This is a genomic window from Vibrio sp. 811 (assembly GCF_033339195.1).
The window spans coordinates 1-22,071 of record NZ_JAWOUB010000014.1; the positions used below are offsets into that span (position 1 = coordinate 1).

General features: G+C 46.1%; 25 protein-coding genes. 23 read left to right on the plus strand and 2 right to left on the minus strand.

Annotated elements, in window-relative coordinates:
- From R7Q46_RS18040 to fliJ, 15 genes are all read left to right on the plus strand, one after another.
- Window positions 1-105: flagellin (locus R7Q46_RS18040; protein ID WP_254661342.1), on the plus strand; the 105-nt coding region annotated here is incomplete at its 5' end.
- A gap of 288 nt (window positions 106-393) precedes the next feature.
- A complete protein-coding gene (locus R7Q46_RS18045) occupies window positions 394-1,524 on the plus strand; it encodes a flagellin (RefSeq protein ID WP_005380449.1) in 1,131 nt (376 codons plus the stop codon).
- Window positions 1,525-1,616: 92 nt separating this feature from the next.
- The gene (flaG, locus tag R7Q46_RS18050; protein ID WP_005384493.1) at window positions 1,617-2,051 is read left to right on the plus strand and encodes a flagellar protein FlaG; all 435 of its coding nucleotides are present in this window, start codon (window positions 1,617-1,619) and stop codon (window positions 2,049-2,051) included.
- Window positions 2,052-2,072: 21 nt separating this feature from the next.
- On the plus strand, window positions 2,073-4,067 hold the full coding sequence (fliD, locus tag R7Q46_RS18055; protein ID WP_047102855.1) for a flagellar filament capping protein FliD: 1,995 nt from the start codon (window positions 2,073-2,075) through the stop codon (window positions 4,065-4,067).
- Window positions 4,068-4,070: 3 nt separating this feature from the next.
- Window positions 4,071-4,376, plus strand: a complete 306-nt coding sequence (locus R7Q46_RS18060) for a flagellar protein FliT (RefSeq protein WP_005380456.1) — start codon at window positions 4,071-4,073, stop codon at window positions 4,374-4,376.
- Between the two features lie 12 nt (window positions 4,377-4,388).
- Window positions 4,389-4,799: a flagellar export chaperone FliS gene (gene fliS / locus R7Q46_RS18065; RefSeq protein ID WP_005380457.1), complete on the plus strand. Its 411-nt coding sequence runs from the start codon at window positions 4,389-4,391 to the stop codon at window positions 4,797-4,799.
- Window positions 4,800-5,086: 287 nt separating this feature from the next.
- A complete protein-coding gene (locus R7Q46_RS18070; RefSeq protein WP_318077672.1) occupies window positions 5,087-6,553 on the plus strand; it encodes a sigma-54 dependent transcriptional regulator in 1,467 nt (488 codons plus the stop codon).
- A gap of 199 nt (window positions 6,554-6,752) precedes the next feature.
- Entirely contained in the window at window positions 6,753-7,784 is a 1,032-nt protein-coding gene (locus tag R7Q46_RS18075; protein ID WP_005380459.1) for a sensor histidine kinase, read from the plus strand.
- A 36-nt stretch (window positions 7,785-7,820) separates the two neighbouring features.
- Window positions 7,821-9,230: a sigma-54 dependent transcriptional regulator gene (locus tag R7Q46_RS18080; protein WP_318077673.1), complete on the plus strand. Its 1,410-nt coding sequence runs from the start codon at window positions 7,821-7,823 to the stop codon at window positions 9,228-9,230.
- Between the two features lie 122 nt (window positions 9,231-9,352).
- On the plus strand, window positions 9,353-9,664 hold the full coding sequence (fliE, locus tag R7Q46_RS18085; RefSeq protein ID WP_005384482.1) for a flagellar hook-basal body complex protein FliE: 312 nt from the start codon (window positions 9,353-9,355) through the stop codon (window positions 9,662-9,664).
- A gap of 14 nt (window positions 9,665-9,678) precedes the next feature.
- Window positions 9,679-11,421: a flagellar basal-body MS-ring/collar protein FliF gene (fliF, locus tag R7Q46_RS18090; protein ID WP_318077674.1), complete on the plus strand. Its 1,743-nt coding sequence runs from the start codon at window positions 9,679-9,681 to the stop codon at window positions 11,419-11,421.
- On the plus strand, window positions 11,414-12,469 hold the full coding sequence (gene fliG / locus R7Q46_RS18095) for a flagellar motor switch protein FliG (RefSeq protein WP_005380470.1): 1,056 nt from the start codon (window positions 11,414-11,416) through the stop codon (window positions 12,467-12,469). The genes fliF and fliG overlap by 8 nt, the downstream gene beginning before the upstream one ends.
- 71 nt (window positions 12,470-12,540) lie before the next feature.
- Window positions 12,541-13,341, plus strand: a complete 801-nt coding sequence (gene fliH / locus R7Q46_RS18100) for a flagellar assembly protein FliH (RefSeq protein WP_005380472.1) — start codon at window positions 12,541-12,543, stop codon at window positions 13,339-13,341.
- A gap of 3 nt (window positions 13,342-13,344) precedes the next feature.
- A complete protein-coding gene (gene fliI / locus R7Q46_RS18105) occupies window positions 13,345-14,664 on the plus strand; it encodes a flagellar protein export ATPase FliI (RefSeq protein ID WP_005384474.1) in 1,320 nt (439 codons plus the stop codon).
- 6 nt (window positions 14,665-14,670) lie between these two features.
- Window positions 14,671-15,114, plus strand: coding sequence for a flagellar export protein FliJ (gene fliJ, locus R7Q46_RS18110; RefSeq protein WP_005380474.1), 444 nt, complete (start codon window positions 14,671-14,673; stop codon window positions 15,112-15,114).
- A 40-nt stretch (window positions 15,115-15,154) separates the two neighbouring features.
- Here fliJ and R7Q46_RS18115 read toward each other — a convergent pair whose 3' ends face one another.
- Together R7Q46_RS18115 and R7Q46_RS18120 are read right to left on the minus strand one after the other, a co-directional pair.
- Window positions 15,155-15,469, minus strand: a complete 315-nt coding sequence (locus tag R7Q46_RS18115; protein WP_005380475.1) for an NIPSNAP family protein — start codon at window positions 15,467-15,469, stop codon at window positions 15,155-15,157.
- 39 nt (window positions 15,470-15,508) lie between these two features.
- Window positions 15,509-15,652 carry a hypothetical protein gene (locus R7Q46_RS18120; RefSeq protein WP_170897464.1) on the minus strand — a complete coding sequence of 48 codons (144 nt, stop codon included), beginning with the start codon at window positions 15,650-15,652 and terminating at the stop codon, window positions 15,509-15,511.
- Window positions 15,653-15,749: 97 nt separating this feature from the next.
- Here R7Q46_RS18120 and R7Q46_RS18125 point away from each other — a divergent pair, with 97 nt between their 5' ends.
- The 8 genes from R7Q46_RS18125 (at window position 15,750) to fliR (ending at window position 22,071) form a co-directional block, all read left to right on the plus strand.
- Complete coding sequence (locus R7Q46_RS18125) at window positions 15,750-17,603, plus strand: flagellar hook-length control protein FliK (RefSeq protein ID WP_318077675.1); 1,854 nt, start codon at window positions 15,750-15,752, stop codon at window positions 17,601-17,603.
- Between the two features lie 85 nt (window positions 17,604-17,688).
- Entirely contained in the window at window positions 17,689-18,192 is a 504-nt protein-coding gene (fliL, locus tag R7Q46_RS18130; RefSeq protein WP_005380477.1) for a flagellar basal body-associated protein FliL, read from the plus strand.
- Window positions 18,193-18,199: 7 nt separating this feature from the next.
- Entirely contained in the window at window positions 18,200-19,246 is a 1,047-nt protein-coding gene (gene fliM, locus R7Q46_RS18135; protein WP_005380478.1) for a flagellar motor switch protein FliM, read from the plus strand.
- A 58-nt stretch (window positions 19,247-19,304) separates the two neighbouring features.
- Entirely contained in the window at window positions 19,305-19,715 is a 411-nt protein-coding gene (gene fliN, locus R7Q46_RS18140; RefSeq protein WP_005380479.1) for a flagellar motor switch protein FliN, read from the plus strand.
- 1 nt (window position 19,716) lies between these two features.
- Complete coding sequence (gene fliO, locus R7Q46_RS18145; RefSeq protein WP_005380480.1) at window positions 19,717-20,130, plus strand: flagellar biosynthetic protein FliO; 414 nt, start codon at window positions 19,717-19,719, stop codon at window positions 20,128-20,130.
- Window positions 20,117-20,986 carry a flagellar type III secretion system pore protein FliP gene (fliP, locus tag R7Q46_RS18150; RefSeq protein WP_005384464.1) on the plus strand — a complete coding sequence of 290 codons (870 nt, stop codon included), beginning with the start codon at window positions 20,117-20,119 and terminating at the stop codon, window positions 20,984-20,986. Before fliO ends, fliP begins: the two co-directional genes overlap by 14 nt.
- A 24-nt stretch (window positions 20,987-21,010) precedes the next feature.
- Complete coding sequence (gene fliQ / locus R7Q46_RS18155; protein WP_005380488.1) at window positions 21,011-21,280, plus strand: flagellar biosynthesis protein FliQ; 270 nt, start codon at window positions 21,011-21,013, stop codon at window positions 21,278-21,280.
- Window positions 21,281-21,288: 8 nt separating this feature from the next.
- Window positions 21,289-22,071, plus strand: a complete 783-nt coding sequence (gene fliR / locus R7Q46_RS18160) for a flagellar biosynthetic protein FliR (protein ID WP_318077676.1) — start codon at window positions 21,289-21,291, stop codon at window positions 22,069-22,071.

Below are 22,071 nucleotides of genomic sequence, written 5' to 3' on the forward strand. Positions count from 1 at the left end.
GAAACGACGGCAATGACCAAATCACAAATTCTATCGCAAGCGTCAAGCTCAATCCTTGCGCAAGCGAAACAAGCGCCAAACTCAGCGCTAAGTCTGCTAGGTTAATTTCAAACCTAAGACGAGAACCTCATTGGCTCGTGGTGAGAGATGAGCGAGTAAACCCAGCTTCGGCTGGGTTTTTTTCTGTCTTTTGGGGCCCCAGGATTTCTGCGAATCACGACATTAGAGCTTCATCACATTTCAGTAAGCCAAAGAAAATAATCGCAAAAAATTGAAAATTTCTTCTAAAGGATATTCATCGGTCGCCGTTAAAGGGACTGAGAGAAATGAGATGTACCTAAGTGAGGTGAGAGACACGACGGTACATTCACTAAAGCCTTAAGGAGATCAATTATGGCGATTAACGTTAATACTAACGTTTCTGCGATGACTGCACAGCGTTACCTAAACCAGGCAGCTGACGGTCAACAAAAATCAATGGAGCGTTTGTCTTCGGGTTATAAAATCAATAGCGCGAAAGATGATGCTGCAGGTCTACAGATTTCAAACCGCTTGAATGCACAAAGCCGTGGCCTAGACATGGCAGTGAAAAACGCAAACGACGGTATTTCTATTGCACAGGTTGCTGAAGGTGCAATGAATGAATCTACCAACATCCTACAACGTATGCGTGATCTTTCGCTTCAATCGGCGAACGGCTCTAACTCAAAAGCAGAACGTGTAGCGATCCAAGAAGAAGTAACAGCGCTAAACGACGAGCTAAACCGTATTGCTGAAACTACCTCTTTCGGTGGTAACAAGCTTCTAAACGGTACTTACGGTACTCAGTCTTTCCAAATCGGTGCGGACTCAGGTGAAGCAGTGATGCTTTCTATGGGTAACCTACGCTCAGACACTTCAGCAATGGGTGGTAAGAGCTACGCAGCAGAAGAGGGTAAAGACGCATCTTGGACTGTTGGTGAGAAAACAGAGTTCAAAATGAGCTACACCAACAAGCAGGGTGAAGAGAAAGAGCTATCAATCAGCGCTAAGCAAGGCGATGATATTGAGCAGCTAGCGACATACATCAACGGTCAAAACGATGATGTAAAAGCCTCTGTTGGCGAAGATGGCAAACTACAAGTATTTGCTTCTTCTCAAAAAGTTGAAGGTGATGTTGAGTTTTCTGGCAACCTAGCAGACGAGATCGGCTTTGGTGGCCCGAAAGACGTAACAGTGAAAGACATCGACGTAACCACAGTAGCTGGCTCTCAAGAAGCAGTAGCGGTTATCGACGGTGCTCTTAAGTCCGTAGACAGCCAACGAGCTTCACTCGGTGCTTTCCAAAACCGCTTCAACCACGCAATCAGCAACCTAGACAACATTAACGAGAACGTTAACGCGTCTAAAAGCCGTATTAAAGATACTGATTACGCGAAGGAAACCACTGCGATGACTAAGTCGCAAATTCTTCAGCAAGCAAGTACTTCAATCCTGGCTCAAGCGAAGCAGTCTCCATCTGCAGCGCTAAGCTTGTTGGGCTAAGTGGTAAACCCAGCCTGAGGTCAACACCTTAGTGCTGGGGCACCAAAGCGATAGATTCTATCGTTAGCCCATAAGGTAGAAGGGAGATTGTAATGGATATATCCTCCTACGCATCGAACATCCAGCCTTACGGCACGCCAAATGGCACAAAGTTTGCAAATAAAAATGGCAATGATATAGGCACGTCTAGCCCAGCAAATTCAAATGGTGAGATTTCGCCGCAAAAAGCGAAAAACACCGAATACGACTTCTCTGTTCAAGCTGCGATCGAGATGGCTGAAAGCCGTCAAGAACTGAACAAGGAAGAACGTGAAAAATTGGTCGCACAAATGAATGAATTTGTAACGTCCATAAACAAAGGAGTCGCATTTCGAGTGGATGAAGAATCCGGACGAGATGTGGTGACGATTTATGAAGCCAATACCGGTGACGTGATTCGTCAAATTCCTGATGAAGAAATGCTAGTGGTATTGCGTCGCCTAGCTGAGCACACAGCCAACAGCGGGTTGTTGACTGAAAAAGTGTAAGTCGTTTTTAGAGGTGATTTGATGAGTTTAGGCCCTTTGGGGATGTCTGGCGGCATGGATATTAATTCCATGGTCAGCAAAATTGTGGATGCCGAACGCGTACCAAAGCAGCAACGCATCGACAACGAACGCACGACAATTAATGCCAGTATCAGTGCTTACGGGCGACTCAGAGAATCATTGGATACGATGAAAAATCTCATGGCGAACTTTCGTCAGGAGAAAGCATTTGCCGTTCGCACCGTCGAAACGACCAATGACAATATTGTATCTGCCACGGCAACCACAGATGCTATCGCTGGCAAATATGCTATCGATGTGTTGCAGCTTGCTCAGAGCCATAAAGTCGCTTCTGACGTATTGCCAGAAGACGCAAAATTTGGCCCTGGTAAGCTGCAGATTTCGCTTGGTGATGAGCGTTTTAATATCGATGTTCGTTCCCGATCTAAGCTCATCGATGTCGTACGTGGCATCAATGGCGCTAAAGATAACCCTGGCGTTCGTGCATCTCTTATTAACGACGTCGAAGGTCCACGCCTTATCCTTGCTTCTAACCTCTCTGGTAAGGATCATCAAATCAGAGTCAGTGTGGAGGCAGAAAAAGGCAACCCTCTTAAATATTTCGAATACCAGACACTTGAAGACCGCGTCAACGCGCTTGAAGAAGCTCGTTCAGCGGCGGAAGATGTCTTAGGTCCTCTTAAATTTCCGGAACAACCAGCAGAAGAGCTGGATGCAAACGGCAATCCTCTACCTCCAGAAGAGCAAAAAGCGGCAGACGATGTACAAGATGATGCATCGCAAGCGCCAATCTCTGCGGCGGGTGCAGAAGCAGCCAAAGCTGGTCAAGAAGCCATTGATGAAGCCAACCGACGCGCGAGTTTACGCCCTGAAGACAGAATTCCAGGGTGGACAGAAACTGCGTCAGGTACTTTGTTGGACTCTTATGAAGAACCTGAGCTCGAACTCGACGAAAAGGCAATAGAGAAGGCACCAGATGTACCAGGCTGGAATAATGCCGCATCGGGCACCCTAACCGATTCTTACGTTACGACGAAAGAGGCTAAGCAGCTTCTTGAGCAAGAAAAAGCGGAAATCGAGCAAAAAATTGCGAGTGAAAAGCAAGCGTTAGACGAAAAAGTGGCACGTGGTGAACTTTCCGAAGCGCAAGCTAAGCAAATTCATCGCGCTAAACTTGATCCTCAAGAACGTGAGCGTCTGGAAAAAATTGATGAAGCAGAAGCGAAAATCGCAAAGGCACAATCTGCTTTTGAAGAATACCTTGGGATGACAGAAGTACAAGCAGGGCAAGATTCAGAAGTTCTGCTTGATGGAGTGGCAAAGCTATCTAGCCACAACAATGTGATTGAAGATGCGATCGAAGGTGTTGATTTAACGCTAAAAGGCAAATCAGAACCGAATAAACCGCCTGCTGAAATTGGTGTCGAGTACGACCGTCAAAGTGTACGCAACGATATCGAAAACTTTGTGGCAGCGTATAACTCGTTTTATCAAACCTCCCAAGCGTTGGCGAGTGTGGATCCGGTAACTGGTCAAAAAGGGCCGTTGTCAGGTGACAGCACCGTACGCAGTGCAGATTCACGATTAAAATCGGTCTTTTCTACTCGAATCGATAAGGCGCCTGAAAACCTAAAGTCCTTAACAGAATTTGGCATTACGACCACACGTCAAGGCACCCTAGAAATCAACTATGACATGTTAGACCGCCAGTTGAACAATAACTTCAACGAGTTAGAAAAGTTCTTCGGTGGCAACACAGGTTTTGCTAAACGAGTAGAAGATGCGATTCACGGTATCACAGGTATTACAGGCAGTATTCGTACTCGAGAAAAAAGTCTCACAGAACAAAACTACCGTTTGAGTGACGATCAAGCGGCATTAGATCGCCGCATGGAAAGCCTAGAGAAGCGTACTCATGCGAAGTTTACCGCGATGCAAGATGCGACCGGTAAAATGCAGGGCCAGTTGGGCGCTTTGATGAGTGCGTTGGGTTAATAAATGCAAAAAGAACTCATGGAAATTAGTGATATAGATCAACTAATTACGCAAGAATTAGAAAAAATTGATTTTAATGCTGAAGAAATTCTTCGCTTGGTCGATATCAGGGAACGGTTATTGCAAAACCTGTTACCAATTATTCATCAAAATCCTTTGGTTAAGCAGGATGCAGAGTGGCAAGCATTGCTAACTCGTACCAAAAGAATTGTCGAGCTGATGCAATCGGAAACGTCAAAGGTCGGAAAAGAGCTCCATAAGTTTCGTTATGGCCAGCGTTCACTTCAGCAGTACAAAAAATTTATTTAAAAGAGGATTACTATGCGCGGTTCTTTGCAAGCATACAAAAAGGTATCAGTCGACAGCCAGCTTAGCGCGGCTTCTCCGCACAAAGTCATTCAAATGCTTATGGCTGGTGCGATTGAGCGCCTTATTCAAGGTAAAGCAGCCATGCAGGCAGGCAATATTCCAGCAAAAGGTGAGCGCTTAGGTAAAGCGTTAGACATCATTATCGCGCTACGCAGCTGTCTATCTATGGATGACGGTGGTGATATTGCTTCAAACTTAGATTCACTGTATGAGTTTATGATCACGCAAATTTCTGCTGCTAACCATCAAAATGAGCCTCAGCTGATCGACGACGTTATCGACATTATCCGTGAGATCAAGTCCGCTTGGGACCAAATCCCAACAGAGTTTCATAATCTTACCGCTGCTGAAGTTGGTATTTAATAGTCAAAACAATGCGTTAAGATACTAGACGAATATATTTGTCAATTGCGCAACGAGTTGTGTAGCAAAGTTTCTATCAAGCTCACACCTCTCCATTGCTTGGTTGCCTTATTTTTATATTCAAATAAAATAGAAGCCATTAGTAGCCCTAATGGCTTTTTTGTTGCTGATTTTCCTATTTTGTCTATCGTAAATTGAGTGTGGTGGTTCTGCCTTCTTTAGCACCCAATTGCGCAAATCAAGGTTTGGCCGCAACGCACCTAAAATAAAGGCAATCATTCTTACTTATGCATGGTTTGGCAAAGCTGCTTGTAATTGATGATGACGCATCAAGTCGTTTAAATTTAAGCAATATATTGGAATTTGTTGGAGAAAATTGCGAAGCGGTCAGTTCTGATCAGCTCAGCGATGTTGATTGGTCTAGCGTATGGTCGTGCTGTATTGTTGGTAATATTCCAGCAGGTCAAGCGGCGAGTACGGTTATCTCTCATTTAAACAGCGCTTACCACATCCCTCTTCTAGTCATGGGCCGTTTTCCTTTGCCTGTTGATGATCTTCCAAATTTTGTTGGTGAACTAGAGCTGCCGCTTAATTACCCACAGCTTAGTGAAGCGTTACGCCACTGCAAAGATTTTCTGGGGCGAAAAGGAGTGAATGTTGTTGCTAGTGCACGCAAAAACACGCTTTTTCGCAGCTTAGTTGGTCAAAGTAGAGGTATTCAAGAAGTTCGACACCTGATCGAGCAAGTATCAAACACGGAAGCAAACGTGTTGATCTTAGGTGAGTCCGGTACGGGTAAAGAAGTTGTTGCGCGTAACATCCACTATCATTCTTCATACCGCGATGGCGCATTTGTACCTATTAACTGTGGTGCAATACCGCCTGAGCTCCTAGAAAGCGAATTGTTTGGTCACGAAAAAGGCGCGTTTACTGGTGCGTTAACTGCCCGTAAAGGTCGATTTGAGCTCGCAAACGGTGGCACGATCTTTCTTGATGAGATTGGCGATATGCCAATGTCGATGCAAGTAAAGTTGCTTCGTGTATTGCAAGAACGCTGCTTTGAACGTGTAGGTGGCAATAGTACCATCAAGGTAAATGTTCGAGTTGTGGCGGCGACACACCGTAATCTAGAAAATATGATTGAAGAAGGCACGTTCCGAGAAGACTTGTTCTATCGTCTGAACGTGTTTCCAATTGAGATGCCAGCGCTGAAAGAGCGCAAACAAGATATACCATTGCTGCTGCAAGAACTGATGACACGTTTAGAGGCGGAAGGCGGACAACCTATCTGCTTTACACCTCGTGCAATCAACTCACTGATGGAGCATAACTGGCCGGGCAACGTACGCGAGTTGGCTAATCTTGTTGAGCGAATGATTATTCTGTATCCAAATAGCTTGGTGGATGTAAACCATCTACCAACCAAATATCGCTACAGTGACATCCCAGAGTTCCAACCAGAGAGCAATCCATTTGTTTCGGTGGAAGAGCAAGAGCGTGATGTATTCCAAGATATCTTCTCTGAAGATTTTAGCTTTGAAGATCAAGACGACCTTGATCACAGCATGAACGCCCCGCAAGCGCTGCCACCGGAAGGGGTTAATTTGAAAGAGCTGCTGGCTGATTTAGAAGTTAATATGATCAGCCAAGCATTAGAAGCGCAGGGTGGTGTTGTAGCAAGAGCGGCCGACATGCTGGGTATGCGACGTACTACGCTGGTGGAAAAAATGCGTAAGTACAACTTACAGCGCTAGGTAAAGTGAAGTTTTAAGACGATATCTGAATTATCACTTGTGCTAGTTAACATCGTTTTTCTGGCATCCAAAACCGTTATCTCTGAGTGTCAACTTATTGTCGATAGCTTAACATCCTGATAAATATAAAGAATAGCTTGGTACGCTAATTGCTTACCAAGCTATTTTAGTTTTAGCGGCGATATTTCGACAGGCAGTAATGGATAACAACACCAATCAATCCCATTTAGATTCCGTAGAGAATCAGGTTGAGCGCTACAAACAGGTGCTCGATGTGATGCCTGCTGGAGTGATTTTGCTCGATACGTACGGAGTAGTGCGTGAAGCAAATCCAGAAGCGCACCGAATTCTTGAGATTCCACTGGTTAACGAAAAATGGTTCAACGTTATCCAGGCGGTGTTTGACCCACGTGAAGATGATGGCCACGAAGTTTCATTACGTAATGGCCGTAAAGTTCGACTCGCCATCTCGGCGTCCACAACAGGTCAATTGATCCTGATTACCGATTTAACCGAAACCCGTTTACTTCAAGCTCGTGTCAGTGATTTACAGCGCTTATCGTCGTTAGGGCGTATGGTTGCGTCGCTTGCTCACCAAGTAAGAACGCCGCTGTCGAGCGCTATGTTATATGCATCCAATTTGGGAGCGCCAAATCTTCCTCCAGCGACAAAAGATCGCTTCCAAACCAAATTAATGGATCGACTGCACGATTTGGAAAAGCAGGTTAATGATATGCTGCTTTTTGCTAAAGGTGGTGATAATAAAGTCATTAAGCCATTTACGATTGCCCAGTTGGTAGCGGAATATCAGCCGATGGTCGAAACCGCGCTAAAAAACAACAGTATTGATTACTGCCTAGAAGTGGAAGAAGAACAAACTGAGCTACTAGGCAATGCGAACGCCATTGCATCTGCATTAAGTAATCTGGTCATGAATGCGATTCAAATGTCTGGTAAAGAATCGCAAGTCGATATTTTTTTCCGCCCGGTAAATGGTGAGTTACGCATTTCTGTGCAAGACAGCGGACCGGGTGTGCCCGAAGAACTGCAAGCCAAAATCATGGAGCCATTTTTTACCACACGTTCTCAAGGAACTGGATTAGGGTTGGCAGTTGTTCAAATGGTTTGCCGTGCCCATGACGGTCGATTGGAACTTATTTCAGAGCAGGGTGATGGAGCCTGCTTCACCATGTGCATTCCGCTAGAGCGAGTGCAAACAGAAGCGCAATAAGCGGCTTTTGGTAATAACAATTTCTGGAGAATCATAATGGCGCAAAGCAAAGTGCTGATCGTAGAAGACGATGAAGGTCTTCGTGAAGCCCTAGTCGATACTCTGGCTCTGGCAGGGTATGAGTGGTTGGAAGCGGACTGTGCTGAAGATGCACTGTTAAAGCTGAAATCGAATACGGTTGATATCGTCGTTTCTGATGTGCAAATGGCGGGTATGGGTGGCTTAGCTCTGCTCAAAAGCATCAAGCAGAACTGGCCTAACTTACCAGTATTGCTAATGACGGCGTACGCCAATATTGAAGATGCCGTGTCTGCAATGAAAGATGGCGCGATTGACTACATGGCGAAACCATTTGCACCAGAAGTGTTGCTAAATATGGTCAGTCGTTATGCACCGATAAAAAATGATGACAACGGTGATGCTATCGTTGCTGATGAGAAAAGTCTGCGCTTACTCGCGTTGGCCGATAAAGTGGCGCGTACAGATGCGAATGTTATGGTGCTAGGTCCGAGTGGCTCAGGTAAAGAAGTGATGTCGCGTTATATTCACAACGCGTCAAATCGTAAAAATGGTCCTTTTGTCGCAATTAACTGTGCCGCGATTCCTGACAATATGCTCGAAGCAACACTGTTTGGCTATGAAAAGGGCGCATTTACTGGTGCTGTTCAGGCATGCCCAGGAAAGTTTGAACAAGCGCAAGGTGGCACAATCTTACTTGATGAAATCAGTGAGATGGACTTGAACCTGCAAGCGAAGTTGTTGCGTGTTTTGCAAGAGCGAGAAGTAGAGCGCCTAGGCAGTCGCAAAAGCATCAAGTTAGATGTTCGTGTGTTAGCGACGAGTAACCGTGATCTTAAGCAATACGTGTCAGAAGGAAACTTCAGAGAGGACTTATATTACCGCCTGAATGTATTCCCAATTGCGTGGCCTGCACTTAAAGAACGTAAAGGCGATATTGCACCGCTTGCCAAGCATCTTGCTGAGCGTCATTGCAGCAAAATGGGCATGCCAGTGCCTCAATTCTCGACCGTTGCGTTAGAAAAACTATTGCAATACCCTTGGCCGGGTAATGTTCGTGAATTGGATAACGTGGTTCAACGAGCGCTGATATTAAGTGAAAATGGCGACATCGATGCAGAGCACATTTTGCTTGAGGGCGTAGATTGGCAAGATGCCAATAGCTTGCAACACGTGGTGCAAAACGCAGATATGGTCGTGCCCAATGTTAAGCCAGTTGCTCAAGCTGAGAGTGTCAGCCGCCCAGTAACTGGTGGAGAAGGCTTAGGCAGCGAGCTGCGCGATCAAGAATACGCCATTATTTTGGAGACTTTGGTTGAGTGTAATGGTCGACGCAAAGAAATGGCGGAGAAACTGGGTATAAGCCCTCGAACCTTGCGCTATAAGCTTGCCAAAATGCGTGATGCTGGTATAGATATCCCGAATTAACACAGACAACGGCCATAAGACAAAAAGTGTAAGTAAATTGATTGCCAATGTCTTATGGCACGTTAATTGCTGTGTCAATAATCAGTTTTGTTAATAGTCAATCTTTTGGCTTAGAGGTGCTAATGAAAATTGATGGTATTCAGGCAGAAATGCGCGCCATGATGGTAGAAGCAACCAATACGGCTCCTACTGCAAGTGGGGCGAAAGTTGGAGCAGATTTTAACGATCTCCTAACTAAAGCCATCAATAACGTGAACACACTTCAAAAAGCATCTGGTGATTTACAAACCCGTTTTGATCGTGGTGATGCCGATGTATCCCTTTCTGACGTTATGATCGCTCGTAACAAGTCTAGTGTCGCTTTTGATGCGACGGTTCAAATTCGCAATAAACTCGTTGAGGCATATAAAGACCTCATGAACATGCCAGTGTAATTTAGGTAATAAGTGTGGCAGACAAGTCTACAGATTTAACCGTCACTGAAGGCGGCTCAGATGGTGCACTGGTAGCAAGTTCCGATGTGGATGTGGAGAGTCAAAATCCAGATCTAGAGGAGCGCAGTGCGTCAAAATTCGATATGGCAGTGGGCGACCTCGATTTACTTCGTCAGGTTGTGCTTGTGCTGTCGATCTCCATCTGTGTTGCATTGATCGTGATGCTGTTCTTTTGGGTCAAAGAACCGGAGATGCGCCCACTTGGTGCGTATGAGACCGAAGAATTGATCCCCGTTCTGGATTATCTGGACCAGCAGAAAATCAATTATAAGCTTGATGGCAATACTGTTTCTGTTGAATCGAGTGAGTACAACTCGATCAAACTTGGCATGGTTCGTTCCGGCGTTAACCAAGCTACAGAAGCGGGCGATGATATTTTGCTGCAAGACATGGGTTTTGGTGTTTCACAACGTCTCGAGCAAGAGCGTCTCAAACTCAGTCGAGAGCGCCAATTAGCTCAAGCAATTGAAGAAATGAAGCAAGTTCGCAAAGCACGAGTGTTATTGGCACTGCCAAAGCACAGCGTGTTTGTGCGTCATAACCAGGAAGCGTCTGCGTCGGTATTTTTGACATTGTCGACAGGCACGAACCTTAAGCAGCAAGAAGTGGATTCTATTGTCGACATGGTAGCGAGTGCCGTGCCGGGAATGAAAACTTCTCGAATTACCGTCACAGATCAGCATGGCCGCTTACTCAGCTCAGGCTCCCAAGATCCCGCTTCTGCGGCGCGACGCAAAGAACAAGAATTAGAACGCAGCCAAGAGCAAGCGCTGCGCGAAAAAATTGATTCCGTACTATTACCCATTTTAGGTTATGGCAACTATACGGCGCAGGTTGATATCCAAATGGATTTCAGTGCGGTTGAACAAACTCGCAAACGCTTTGATCCGAACACCCCTGCGACCCGCAGTGAGTACGCACTCGAAGATTACAATAACGGTAACATGGTAGCGGGTATTCCGGGTGCGTTGAGTAATCAGCCTCCAGCGGATGCCTCAATTCCGCAAGATGTGGCTCAAATGAAAGATGGTTCTGTCATGGGGCAGGGTTCAGTTCGTAAAGAGTCCACGCGTAACTTCGAGCTAGATACCACCATCAGCCACGAGCGAAAGCAGACCGGAACGGTGGCTCGTCAGACCGTTTCTGTTGCGATTAAAGACCGTCGTCAAGTTAACCCTGATACGGGTGAAGTGACTTATAGCCCAATGTCCGAATCTGAAATCAATGCCATTCGCCAAGTATTAATTGGTACCGTCGGCTTTGATCAAGGTCGTGGCGATTTACTGAATGTATTGAGTGTAAAGTTTGCTGAGCCAGAGGCTGAGCAGCTAGAAGAACCACCAATTTGGGAGCACCCTAACTTCAGTGATTGGGTTCGTTGGTTCGCAAGTGCATTAGTGATTATTGTGGTTGTGTTGGTTCTGGTTCGCCCAGCAATGAAGAAATTGCTTAACCCTACCAGCGATGATGAAGACGAAATGTACGGACCAGACGGCTTGCCGATTGGTGCGGATGGTGAAACTAGCTTGATTGGTAGTGACATCGAAAGCAGCGAACTGTTCGAGTTTGGCTCAAGTATTGATTTGCCAAACCTTCATAAAGATGAAGATGTATTGAAAGCGGTTCGCGCTCTGGTTGCGAATGAACCTGAACTGGCTGCTCAAGTAGTGAAAAACTGGATGAATGACAATGGCTAACGATATCGTACCTCAAGATGACAACGCCGCGGGAATGCCAGTAGAGCTGGATGTTTCAACCATTACTGGCGAAGAAAAAGCGGCAATTTTGCTACTGAGCCTTAATGAACAAGATGCAGCTGGCATTATCCGTCACCTAGAACCAAAACAGGTTCAGCGTGTTGGTAGTGCGATGGCTCGCGCGAAGGATCTCAGCCAAGACAAGGTATCTGCTGTTCATCGTGCGTTTTTGGAGGATATCCAGAAATACACCAACATTGGTATGGGCAGCGAAGACTTTATGCGTAATGCACTGGTTGCCGCTCTTGGTGAAGACAAAGCCAACAACTTAGTTGACCAGATCCTACTTGGTACGGGCTCAAAAGGCTTGGATTCTTTGAAATGGATGGACCCACGCCAAGTGGCGAGCATTATCGTCAATGAACACCCACAGATTCAAACTATCGTACTATCTTATTTAGAAGCAGACCAATCTGCAGAGATTTTGTCTCAGTTCCCTGAGCGCGTGCGTTTGGATCTGATGATGCGTATTGCCAACCTTGAAGAAGTTCAGCCATCAGCATTGGCAGAGCTGAACGAAATCATGGAGAAACAGTTCGCGGGTCAAGCGGGTGCACAAGCAGCCAAAATTGGCGGCCTGAAAGCAGCAGCGGAGATCATGAACTACCTAGACAACAACGTCGAAGGTTTGTTAATGGAACAAATTCGCGATCAGGACGAAGACATGGCGACGCAAATCCAAGACCTAATGTTTGTCTTCGAAAACTTAGTCGAAGTGGACGACCAAGGTATTCAGAAGTTGCTGCGTGACGTACCACAAGACGTGTTGCAAAAAGCACTCAAAGGTGCAGATGACTCGTTACGTGAGAAAGTCTTCAAGAACATGTCTAAACGTGCTGCTGATATGATGCGTGATGATATAGAAGCGATGCCGCCAGTACGAGTGGCAGATGTAGAAGCCGCTCAGAAAGAAATCTTAGCAATTGCCCGTCGAATGGCGGATGCTGGTGAGCTCATGTTGTCTGGCGGTGCTGACGAATTCTTATAATTTCTATTGCTTCGCAATTATCCTATTGCGGAGCACCCTCACTTCTTAATCGAACACACAATAGGTAACCCATGGCTGGCGATAGAAAACGTGGATTTATCCGTCCTGATGAAGATGATTCGATGATCGAACCTCAACGTTGGGGGCTGCCTGATTATGGCGAGCCTAAAGCCAAACAAGCAAAACAAACCGCGTTCAACTATGACCCGGGATGGGTGCCGAATTTTGATGAGCCTGAAGAAGAGCAGCCACTTGCGCTAACCGAAGAGCAAATTGAACTGATTAAGCAAGGTGCTTATCAAGAAGGCTTACATCAAGGTCAGGAAGCTGGCTTTAAGCAAGGTTACGACAAAGGTAAAGAAGAAGGGTTGCAAGCCGGCCATGCTGAAGGTCTCGAGCTCGGAAAAGCTGAAGGGGTAACTGCAGGGCAAGAATACATTCAGCAGCAAGTTGAAACTTTTATGAACTTGGCCAATCAGTTTGCTCAACCTTTGGAGTTGATGAATGCTCAGGTTGAAAAGCAGCTGGTGGATATGGTGCTCTGCTTAGTCAAAGAAGTGGTGCACGTTGAAGTACAAACCAACCCTCAAATTATTTTAGATACAGTGAAGCAGTCGGTCGAGGCGCTACCAATATCAGGCCACCCTATTACCTTGCACCTGAATCCAGAAGATGTCGCGATTATTCGTTCAGCTTATGGTGAAGAAGACCTTGATTGTCGCAACTGGACGTTAGTTGCTGAACCATCGCTCAATCGAGGTGACGTCCAGATTGAAGCCGGTGAATCAAGCATTAATTATCGCATGGAAGAACGCGTCAAAAGCGTATTGCACAGCTTTTGTGGCGCAAACCGTCATCAAGAGGGTGAGTAATCCATGCAAGCACTCGCTGACCGCTTAAAAAGCTACAAAGTTGAAGGCCTTACGACGCGCCCTGTCGCCTCTGGCAAACTGGTGCGTGTGGTTGGGTTAACGTTGGAAGCGACCGGCTGTCGCGCACCAATTGGCAGTTTATGCTTAGTGGAAACCATGTCAGGTCAGATGGAAGCCGAGGTTGTCGGCTTTTCAGGTGACAACCTATTTTTAATGCCAAGCGAACAAATTACGGGCATTTTACCTGGCGCGAGGGTCACCCCTTTAACCAGTGACGCTGGTTTGCCTGTCGGCATGGAGTTACTTGGGCGCGTGATAGACGGGGTTGGGAATCCACTTGATGGACTTGGCCCTTTGTATACCGATCACCGTGCCTCTTTTAATGCCGAGCCGATCAACCCGTTGGCTCGAAAACCAATTTCTGAACCGCTCGATGTTGGCCTAAAAGCCATCAATGGTTTGTTGACGGTTGGTAAAGGTCAGCGTATCGGTCTGTTTGCAGGTTCTGGTGTGGGTAAATCGGTCACGCTTGGCATGATGACGCGAGGCACCACCGCACAGGTTGTGGTCGTCGGCCTGATAGGTGAGCGTGGACGTGAAGTTAAAGAGTTCATCGAAGAGATCTTGGGTGAGGACGGTCGTCGCCGCTCAGTGGTGGTCGCGGCGCCTGCCGATGCTTCACCTCTAATGCGCTTAAAGGGGTGCCAAACGGCATTAACGATTGCTGAATACTTCCGAGACCAAGGGTTAGATGTTCTGCTATTGATGGACTCGTTGACTCGTTTTGCACAAGCACAGCGTGAAATCGCACTTTCTGTTGGTGAGCCGCCAGCGACGAAAGGTTACCCGCCTTCTGTATTTGCCAAGCTGCCAGCGCTGGTTGAGCGAGCGGGTAATGGAAGTGCCGAGCAAGGCTCGATTACGGCGTTCTTTACCGTGTTGACCGAAGGGGATGATTTGCAAGATCCGATAGCGGACGCATCGCGAGCTATTCTTGATGGCCATATTGTACTTTCTCGTGAAATGGCGGATGCAGGCCATTATCCGGCGATTGATGTCGAGAAGTCGGTGAGCCGTGTTATGCCGCAAATCACGACCGAAGAGCACGTTCTGATGTCAAAAGCGGTGCGACAGGTCTTGTCTATTTGTCGCAAGAATCAAGATTTGGTCTCGATTGGAGCGTACAAACCGGGTACCGATCCTGCTATTGATGGCGCATTTACTTTGAAACCGAAGTTAGACGAATACTTGCAGCAGAGTATGAAAGAATCGGTGCCATACGATATGTGCGTCAATATGCTTAGAAACATTTTGGGTGGGTGATAACGCATGAATAACGCGATGGAGTTTCTACTTGAGCAAACTAAGGATCGTGAAGACCAAGCTGTGCTTGCACTGAACAAAGCGCGTTCTGAACTCGAAGATTATTACCGTCAGGTTGAACAAATTGAAAAGTATCGGCTTGATTATTGCCAGCAACTCGTCGACCGTGGTCAGGCGGGCCTAACGGCAAGTCAATATGGACACTTAAATCGATTCCTTACCCAGCTAGATGAAACTTTATCTAAGCAAAAGCAAGCAGAAAGTCATTTCAAAGAGCAGGTTGAAAACTGTAAAGAATATTGGTTAACCGTGCGTAAAGAACGCAAATCCTATGAGTGGATGATAGACAAACGCGAAAAAGAGAAACAACTTGCTGAAGCTAAGCGCGAACAAAAGCAAATGGACGAGTTTTCCACCTTACTTTACAGTCGAAAACCACATCGTTTCTAAAGGTTATCGGTTCGATATTGCATTACGGTGTTGCAGTTGACTACATCTCTACCGATTCAAGTAAGGTAACTTTGATTGAGTCTTGTTCAATTAGCTCAAATACCTTCGGTCGAATCTCGCGAACCCACCACTCGTTGTATGTTTTTTCGTAGAGAGCCTGGCGTGCTTGTTCATTGTCGAACTCTCTAAGCCAAACAAAATAGTCATGTCCATCATCACCAGTGTGGACGTAAGTATTCAGTACACGCATGCCTTGTGAACGTTGATAGGGCAACAGTTCTTCCTTCATCCAACTTAGCCACTGTTCTGTTTTGCCTGCTCTGATTCTATATTGGCGTAATTCTGTGATCTTCAAAGTGATTCCTTAATTGTTAAGCCAAGTGTCTGTTTACGCTTATCGTTTTTCAAAGTCAATCAAGTAGCTGTACATCATGTTAGGAACCAGGTTATCGGATAGTACTGTTGATGTTTGTTCCATAAACATGCCATCTATTAGCTTGCCGAGAATTGGCTCAATATTGTGGTGTGATTTTTGCATTTTAGCTGTCAGTATCGGGTCTTTTTGACCTTTGTTTGCCGCCAGTATTGCTGCCTGTCAGCGATACGCTCAGAGCCACGAGAACGAGAGTTTCTAAATGAGTGTGAATTTGTCCCATGTATCTGCGACTACCAAGACGCCAGTTTCTGATGTGTCCGCTAAAGCGTCTGCAGAGAGCTCTGAAAGCAAGGGATTTTTAGAAACGTTAACCGATGCGTTTGCTGGTAAACAAAAGCCCGAAAAAGTAGCAACAGAATCGACAGTGGTTGAAGAAAAAGAAAGAGCGGATGTAGGCAGTACTTCTTCTGCTAACGTCTCGGACGAATTGTTGGCGCAAGAAAGCCAAGAATCCGTCAGTGACGGGCCCCATGATTTTGATGAAACATCAGCAAACAAACCGAATGCAACCCTAAGTGACAAGGCAAGTTTACAAAAGGCGAGCAACAGCACACCTTTGAAGCCTGATGTTGAAGCTATCGAAAAAGTGAAATCAACATCAATTGATACGAGTAACCCATCAAATACAATGGACGTAAAAAGCACGATGGGCGAAGGACAACAGCTTCTTGGTCGAATTGAACAAGCGAATCAAACCCTGAATGCGAGTAATGCATCCATCGATAGTGGCAAAGTTTTGCCTCAGAGCGCGAATTTAGTACGTTCGTTCCACGAGCAAGCAACCGTTTCGACAAACCTTGATGAGTTGGCTTTGAATGAAACGCCATTAGTTCATTCGCTTGAACAAGCACAGATGATCCCAGGGCAAGACTTAGAGCCAATTTTAGATAAGAATGGTCAACCTATCGATGTCGACAAACTTTCGCCTGAGTTTGCTGCTTGGCAAGAGCTAGCGAAACAAGCCAGCCATCCGACGGCTAAGAGCGCGGTCAGTGGTGAAGTTGCTAATGAGCTGTCGCCGTTGTTAACAGACGTTGATGGTTCCAACATCGACGCGCTTCCACGAGTCTCCTTGGATGAACTTGAAATTATAGATACCAAGTTGGCGCAAGGAAAAGCACTGACTCAGCAAGAAGCTCAGATCATTGAAGGTTTGAAACAAGGAACGATCACGGCGGATATTCCTGAGCAAGACCTTGCCCAATTTGTTGCGCTCCCTAATGACATTAAACAGATTCTAGCAGAGCAACAAGTACAACATAACTTAACTCGCCAGGCTGGACCTATGGCAGTGTCTCAGCAAATCCAGCATACAGCGGCTCAAGTACCCCAGCCACAAGCTGCTCATAGTGGAGATAAAGTCGCATTATCTTCAACGCCCGATACGTTGATAGCCGCGCAAGTGCCGACGTCGCTTCAAGGTGTGAAAGACGGAGAGATTAGCCAGAAAGTGATGAACGCAGCATTGGCGACTGGTGCGCTAAAGGCGACTGCGGATAAACAAGATAAGCCGGACCACCAACACGGCTTCGCTGGACAGCTTCAGGCTATGGCAGGTCAGCAAGGAATTAATGTGCAGCAACAAGCGCGTATTGATGCTGCACAACAAGCTCAGCTTCCGTTGCAACTAACTAAAGAGCTAGCCAACGAGCAAGTTGCGGAAAAAGTGCAAATGATGATGTCGAAGAATCTGAAAAATCTCGATATTCGTCTTGATCCACCAGAGTTAGGTCGTATGCAAATTCGTATGACCATGAATAATGACGTTGCCAATGTACATTTTACAGTGAACAACCCGCAAGCTCGTGACATTATTGAACAGACGCTCCCTCGTTTGAGAGAAATGCTAGCACAACAAGGTATGCAGCTGGCTGATTCTTCCGTCCAGCAACAAAACAGCGGGCAACAGCAAGGTAGGTATACTGCTGAACAACATGGTCAAAGCGCGCAAAGTGGCGGTTTTTCTGGGCAGTCCGAAGAAGGTTTTGAATCTGATGTCAATCTGGATTTGAATGTCGCTTCAAAGCGTGATGGAATTAGTTTTTACGCATAAAAGGCCGTTTAACGGTAATGGCATACGGTTACCAAGCAACTCACTAAAACGTCTTGGTAACTCAAAAGAACAATAAGAGACAAGAATGGCAGAAGAACAGTTACAAGGGGCCGATGCGCCGAAAGGAAAAAGCAAGTTACTTATCATCATCATCGCTGTTGTAGTATTACTACTTGGTGGCGGGGCAGCGGCATTTTTTCTAATGGGCTCTGATGAACCTGCTCAGGCTGAATCGTCTCAACAGGCTCAAGTGAAGGCATCGGATGCTGCGCCCATCGCGTATGTGAATCTTCCTCAGGCATTTGTATTTAACGTTACTGGGGATAGCCGCGATAGGTTGGTTCAAATTAAAGCGCAGTTAATGGTTCGTGGTGCAGAAAATGAAGAGTTGGCGCGGTATCATTCGCCACTGATTGAAAGCTCTATGCTATCAACGTTTGCTTCCGCGACGGTTGATCAATTGCGCTCTCCTACAGGACGAGTGGAATTGCGCGATCGTGCTTCCGAAGATATCAAAGCAGCGCTGAATGCTGCGGTCGGTAAGCCAGTGATTGAAAAAGTACTGTTTACAGATTTTGTTATTCAATAGGTAAAACGTGACCGATCTATTAAGCCAAGACGAAATTGATGCGCTATTGCATGGGGTTGACGATGTTGATGACGTCGATGAACCGATAGAAAACGACACTGAGGGTGCCGTCAATTTTGATTTCTCGTCGCAAGACAGAATCGTACGTGGTCGAATGCCGACGCTCGAACTTATCAACGAGCGCTTCGCACGGCACATGCGTATTAGTCTGTTTAATATGCTGCGTAAAACGGCAGAGGTGTCGATCAATGGCGTGCAGATGATGAAGTTTGGTGAATACCAGAACACATTGTACGTGCCAACCAGTTTGAACATGGTGCGTTTTCGTCCGTTAAAAGGCACTGCGTTGATCACCATGGAGGCTCGTTTAGTCTTTATTCTGGTAGAAAACTTCTTTGGCGGTGATGGTCGATTTCACGCCAAAATAGAAGGCCGTGAATTTACCCCAACGGAACGCCGCATCATTCAGTTGTTACTGAAAATTGTATTTGAAGATTATAAAGAAGCGTGGTCGCCAGTGATGGGGGTAGAGTTCGAATATCTCGACTCTGAAGTAAACCCGAGTATGGCAAACATTGTCAGCCCGACAGAAGTGATTGTCGTGAGTTCCTTCCATATAGAAGTTGACGGCGGTGGCGGCGATTTTCATGTCGTTATGCCTTACTCCATGGTTGAGCCTATCCGTGAACTATTGGATGCAGGTGTTCAGTCCGACAAGATGGAAACGGACGTTCGCTGGAGCTCAGCACTACGTGAAGAGATCATGGATTGTCCGGTTAACTTCCGCGTGAACTTGCTCGAAAAAGACATTTCTTTGCGTGATCTCATGGAGCTGCAACCGGGCGATATCATCCCGATTGAAATGCCAGAACATGCGACGATGTTTGTAGAAGACCTACCGACCTATCGCGTAAAAATGGGTCGTTCGGAAGATAAATTAGCGGTGCAAATTTCTGAGGAAATTGAGCGCCCACATGTCGTCAAAACAGATTTAGCTTTCTTAGGTAAAGACATCATGTCCGAGCTTGAGAGTGAAGACGATATAGACCATTAAGATACCTTATAAAACTGACATGCTATGGCATGAGTAAGGCGTAACACAGGATAGAAAAATGGAACCAAGTGACGATCAAAAGCTAGCAGACGAATGGGCAGCCGCTCTTGGCGAAGACCCGTCTGCCCCTTCTGTAGACGTAGATGAAGTATTGGCTGCGCCACTGGAAGAGCTAAAAGACACTTCAAGCCCAATTAGCGAAGATGAGCGTCGTAAACTCGACACTATTATGGATATCCCGGTGACGATTTCGATGGAAGTCGGTCGTTCTCAAATTAGCATTCGGAACCTGTTGCAGCTTAACCAAGGTTCGGTTGTTGAGTTGGATCGTCTAGCCGGTGAGTCGCTCGACGTATTGGTTAACGGTACTTTGATTGCTCACGGCGAAGTCGTGGTCGTCAACGATAAGTTTGGTATCCGTTTGACGGATGTGATCAGCCAAACTGAACGAATTAAGAAGCTGCGTTAAGATGAGTCGTTCAATCAAAATGCGATTGAAGCAAATCACTGGAGCACTGAGCTTAATGCTAAGTGCTCCTTATGCATTTGCTGCCGCACCAAATAATCTGGATCTTGCGACGACACTTGGCTCGCTTGTGCTTGTAATCGGCGTGATTCTTTTGCTGGCTTGGTTGCTGAAACGTATGCAAGTTCCAGCGATGGGACAACAAAAGGGCTTGCGTATAGTGAGTCAGTTGCCAGTGGGTACAAAAGAAAGAATCGCAGTAGTTCAAGTGGGTGAAGAACAGTTTTTGGTTGGGATTACTAGCCAATCGATCCAAACTTTAGCCAAGTTAGATAAGCCACTGAAAGAGGAAGAGTTGGCGACCAATGCTTTTGCGACTCAATTTAGCCAGCTGATCAAAAAACATGACAAAGGGTAATCCAATTCGTTTGCTCCTGAGTACGTTGTTACTTTTTGTCGGCGTGCTGTTTTCTTCATTTACCTTTGCTGAAGCAGAGGAGTCAGCGCTGCCAGATAACTTAGCCGATGGAAGTAGTGTTACAGTTCAGGCTATGCAAAGTGATACTGGTGCTAGCCGTGCTATGTCCGTTTCTAGTGGCGGTGGTATTCCAGCATTCACCATGACCACGAACCCTGATGGCAGTGAAGACTACTCGGTTACACTACAAATTTTAGCGTTAATGACCATGCTTGGCTTCTTGCCTGCCATGGTGATTCTGATGACCTCGTTCACTCGAATTGTGGTGGTGATGTCGATATTGCGTCAGGCAATGGGTTTGCAACAAACGCCTTCTAATCAGGTCATTATTGGTATTGCGCTGTTTTTGACCTTTTTTGTTATGTCTCCTGTCCTGAACGAAATCAACGACAAAGCTGTTCAGCCTTATTTGAACGAGCAAGTCACGGCGCGAGAAGCGTTTGATGCTGCACAAGCGCCAATGAAAGCATTCATGCTTAAGCAGACCCGAATCAAAGATTTGGAGACGTTTGTAACCATGTCAGGAGAGCAAGTCGAGGATCCAGAAGATGTGTCGATGGCGGTATTGATTCCGGCTTTTATCACCTCAGAGCTAAAAACTGCATTCCAAATTGGCTTTATGCTCTTCTTGCCGTTTTTGATCATTGACCTTGTAGTCGCTTCGGTACTGATGGCAATGGGTATGATGATGTTGTCACCAATGATTGTTTCGTTGCCGTTCAAGTTGATGTTGTTCGTATTGGTCGATGGTTGGAACTTGATACTCTCGACACTTGCGGGCAGCTTTGCCCTTTAGATAAGCGCAGATAGAGGATAAGACATGACACCAGAAATGTTTGTCGAGCTTTTCCGTGAAGCACTTTGGATGGTGCTTATCATGGTCTGCGCTATTATCATCCCAAGCTTGCTTATCGGCCTTGTAGTCGCGATTTTTCAAGCTGCGACATCCATCAACGAACAAACATTGAGCTTCTTACCGCGTTTGATTGTCACGCTTTTGGCCCTGATGCTGTTTGGGCATTGGATGACGCAAATGTTGATGGAATATTTTTATGGCTTGATTGAACGCTTACCTCAGGTGCTTTATTAGAGGCGCCTATGGAGTACCCCACTAGCGTTGTCTTAGATTGGATCGCAAACTACTTCTGGCCCTATGTTCGTATCTCATCCATGTTAATGGTGATGACAGTAACCGGGGCCCGATTTGTTTCGCCAAGAATCCGCCTTTACCTCGGTTTAGCCATCACTTTCGCTGTCATGCCTGCCATCCCCGCCGTACCTCAAGACATTGAGCTACTCTCGTTTCGTGGCTTCATGACCATTGCCGAGCAAATGATCATCGGCATAGCGATGGGTATGGTTACTCAATTTATGATTCAAACCTTTGTCCTACTTGGTCAAATATTGGGTATGCAATCAAGTTTGGGCTTTGCTTCTATGGTTGATCCCGCAAATGGTCAGAACACGCCATTGCTTGGCCAGTTATTCATGTTCTTAACGACAATGTTTTTCCTTGCCACCGATGGACACTTAAAAATGCTGCAATTGGTGGTGTTCAGTTTCAAAACTTTGCCGATTGGCTCCGGCTCGCTCAACGCGGTTGATTTCCGTGAAATGGCAGGCTGGCTTGGTATTATGTTACAAACGGCACTGAGTATGTCTCTATCCGGCATTATTGCACTACTGACCATTAACTTGTCGTTTGGTGTAATGACCCGTGCCGCACCACAGCTGAATATCTTCTCGCTTGGTTTTGCTTTTGCTTTGATGGTGGGTCTATTACTTTGTTGGTACATACTGGCTGGTCTATACAGTCATTATGAAATGTTCTGGACAGTGGGTGAGGCGCAGATTTGTCGGCTTATTCGCTTGGAGTGCTAA

Excerpts from the sequence above, each read along its gene's own strand:
- fliL (WP_005380477.1), top strand. The coding sequence starts at position 17,689 with ATGGCAGAAGAACAGTTACAAGGGGCCGATGCGCCGAAAGGAAAAAGC.
- fliN (WP_005380479.1), top strand. The coding sequence starts at position 19,305 with ATGGAACCAAGTGACGATCAAAAGCTAGCAGACGAATGGGCAGCCGCT.
- flaG (WP_005384493.1), top strand. The coding sequence starts at position 1,617 with ATGGATATATCCTCCTACGCATCGAACATCCAGCCTTACGGCACGCCA.
- R7Q46_RS18075 (WP_005380459.1), top strand. The coding sequence starts at position 6,753 with ATGGATAACAACACCAATCAATCCCATTTAGATTCCGTAGAGAATCAG.
- fliS (WP_005380457.1), top strand. The coding sequence starts at position 4,389 with ATGCGCGGTTCTTTGCAAGCATACAAAAAGGTATCAGTCGACAGCCAG.
- fliR (WP_318077676.1), top strand. The coding sequence starts at position 21,289 with ATGGAGTACCCCACTAGCGTTGTCTTAGATTGGATCGCAAACTACTTC.
- fliH (WP_005380472.1), top strand. The coding sequence starts at position 12,541 with ATGGCTGGCGATAGAAAACGTGGATTTATCCGTCCTGATGAAGATGAT.
- R7Q46_RS18045 (WP_005380449.1), top strand. The coding sequence starts at position 394 with ATGGCGATTAACGTTAATACTAACGTTTCTGCGATGACTGCACAGCGT.
- fliD (WP_047102855.1), top strand. The coding sequence starts at position 2,073 with ATGAGTTTAGGCCCTTTGGGGATGTCTGGCGGCATGGATATTAATTCC.
- fliI (WP_005384474.1), top strand. The coding sequence starts at position 13,345 with ATGCAAGCACTCGCTGACCGCTTAAAAAGCTACAAAGTTGAAGGCCTT.
- R7Q46_RS18080 (WP_318077673.1), top strand. The coding sequence starts at position 7,821 with ATGGCGCAAAGCAAAGTGCTGATCGTAGAAGACGATGAAGGTCTTCGT.
- fliQ (WP_005380488.1), top strand. The coding sequence starts at position 21,011 with ATGACACCAGAAATGTTTGTCGAGCTTTTCCGTGAAGCACTTTGGATG.
- fliJ (WP_005380474.1), top strand. The coding sequence starts at position 14,671 with ATGAATAACGCGATGGAGTTTCTACTTGAGCAAACTAAGGATCGTGAA.
- R7Q46_RS18120 (WP_170897464.1), bottom strand. The coding sequence starts at position 15,652 with ATGCAAAAATCACACCACAATATTGAGCCAATTCTCGGCAAGCTAATA.
- R7Q46_RS18070 (WP_318077672.1), top strand. The coding sequence starts at position 5,087 with ATGCATGGTTTGGCAAAGCTGCTTGTAATTGATGATGACGCATCAAGT.
- fliE (WP_005384482.1), top strand. The coding sequence starts at position 9,353 with ATGAAAATTGATGGTATTCAGGCAGAAATGCGCGCCATGATGGTAGAA.
- fliP (WP_005384464.1), top strand. The coding sequence starts at position 20,117 with ATGACAAAGGGTAATCCAATTCGTTTGCTCCTGAGTACGTTGTTACTT.
- R7Q46_RS18060 (WP_005380456.1), top strand. The coding sequence starts at position 4,071 with ATGCAAAAAGAACTCATGGAAATTAGTGATATAGATCAACTAATTACG.
- fliO (WP_005380480.1), top strand. The coding sequence starts at position 19,717 with ATGAGTCGTTCAATCAAAATGCGATTGAAGCAAATCACTGGAGCACTG.
- fliG (WP_005380470.1), top strand. The coding sequence starts at position 11,414 with ATGGCTAACGATATCGTACCTCAAGATGACAACGCCGCGGGAATGCCA.
- R7Q46_RS18125 (WP_318077675.1), top strand. The coding sequence starts at position 15,750 with ATGAGTGTGAATTTGTCCCATGTATCTGCGACTACCAAGACGCCAGTT.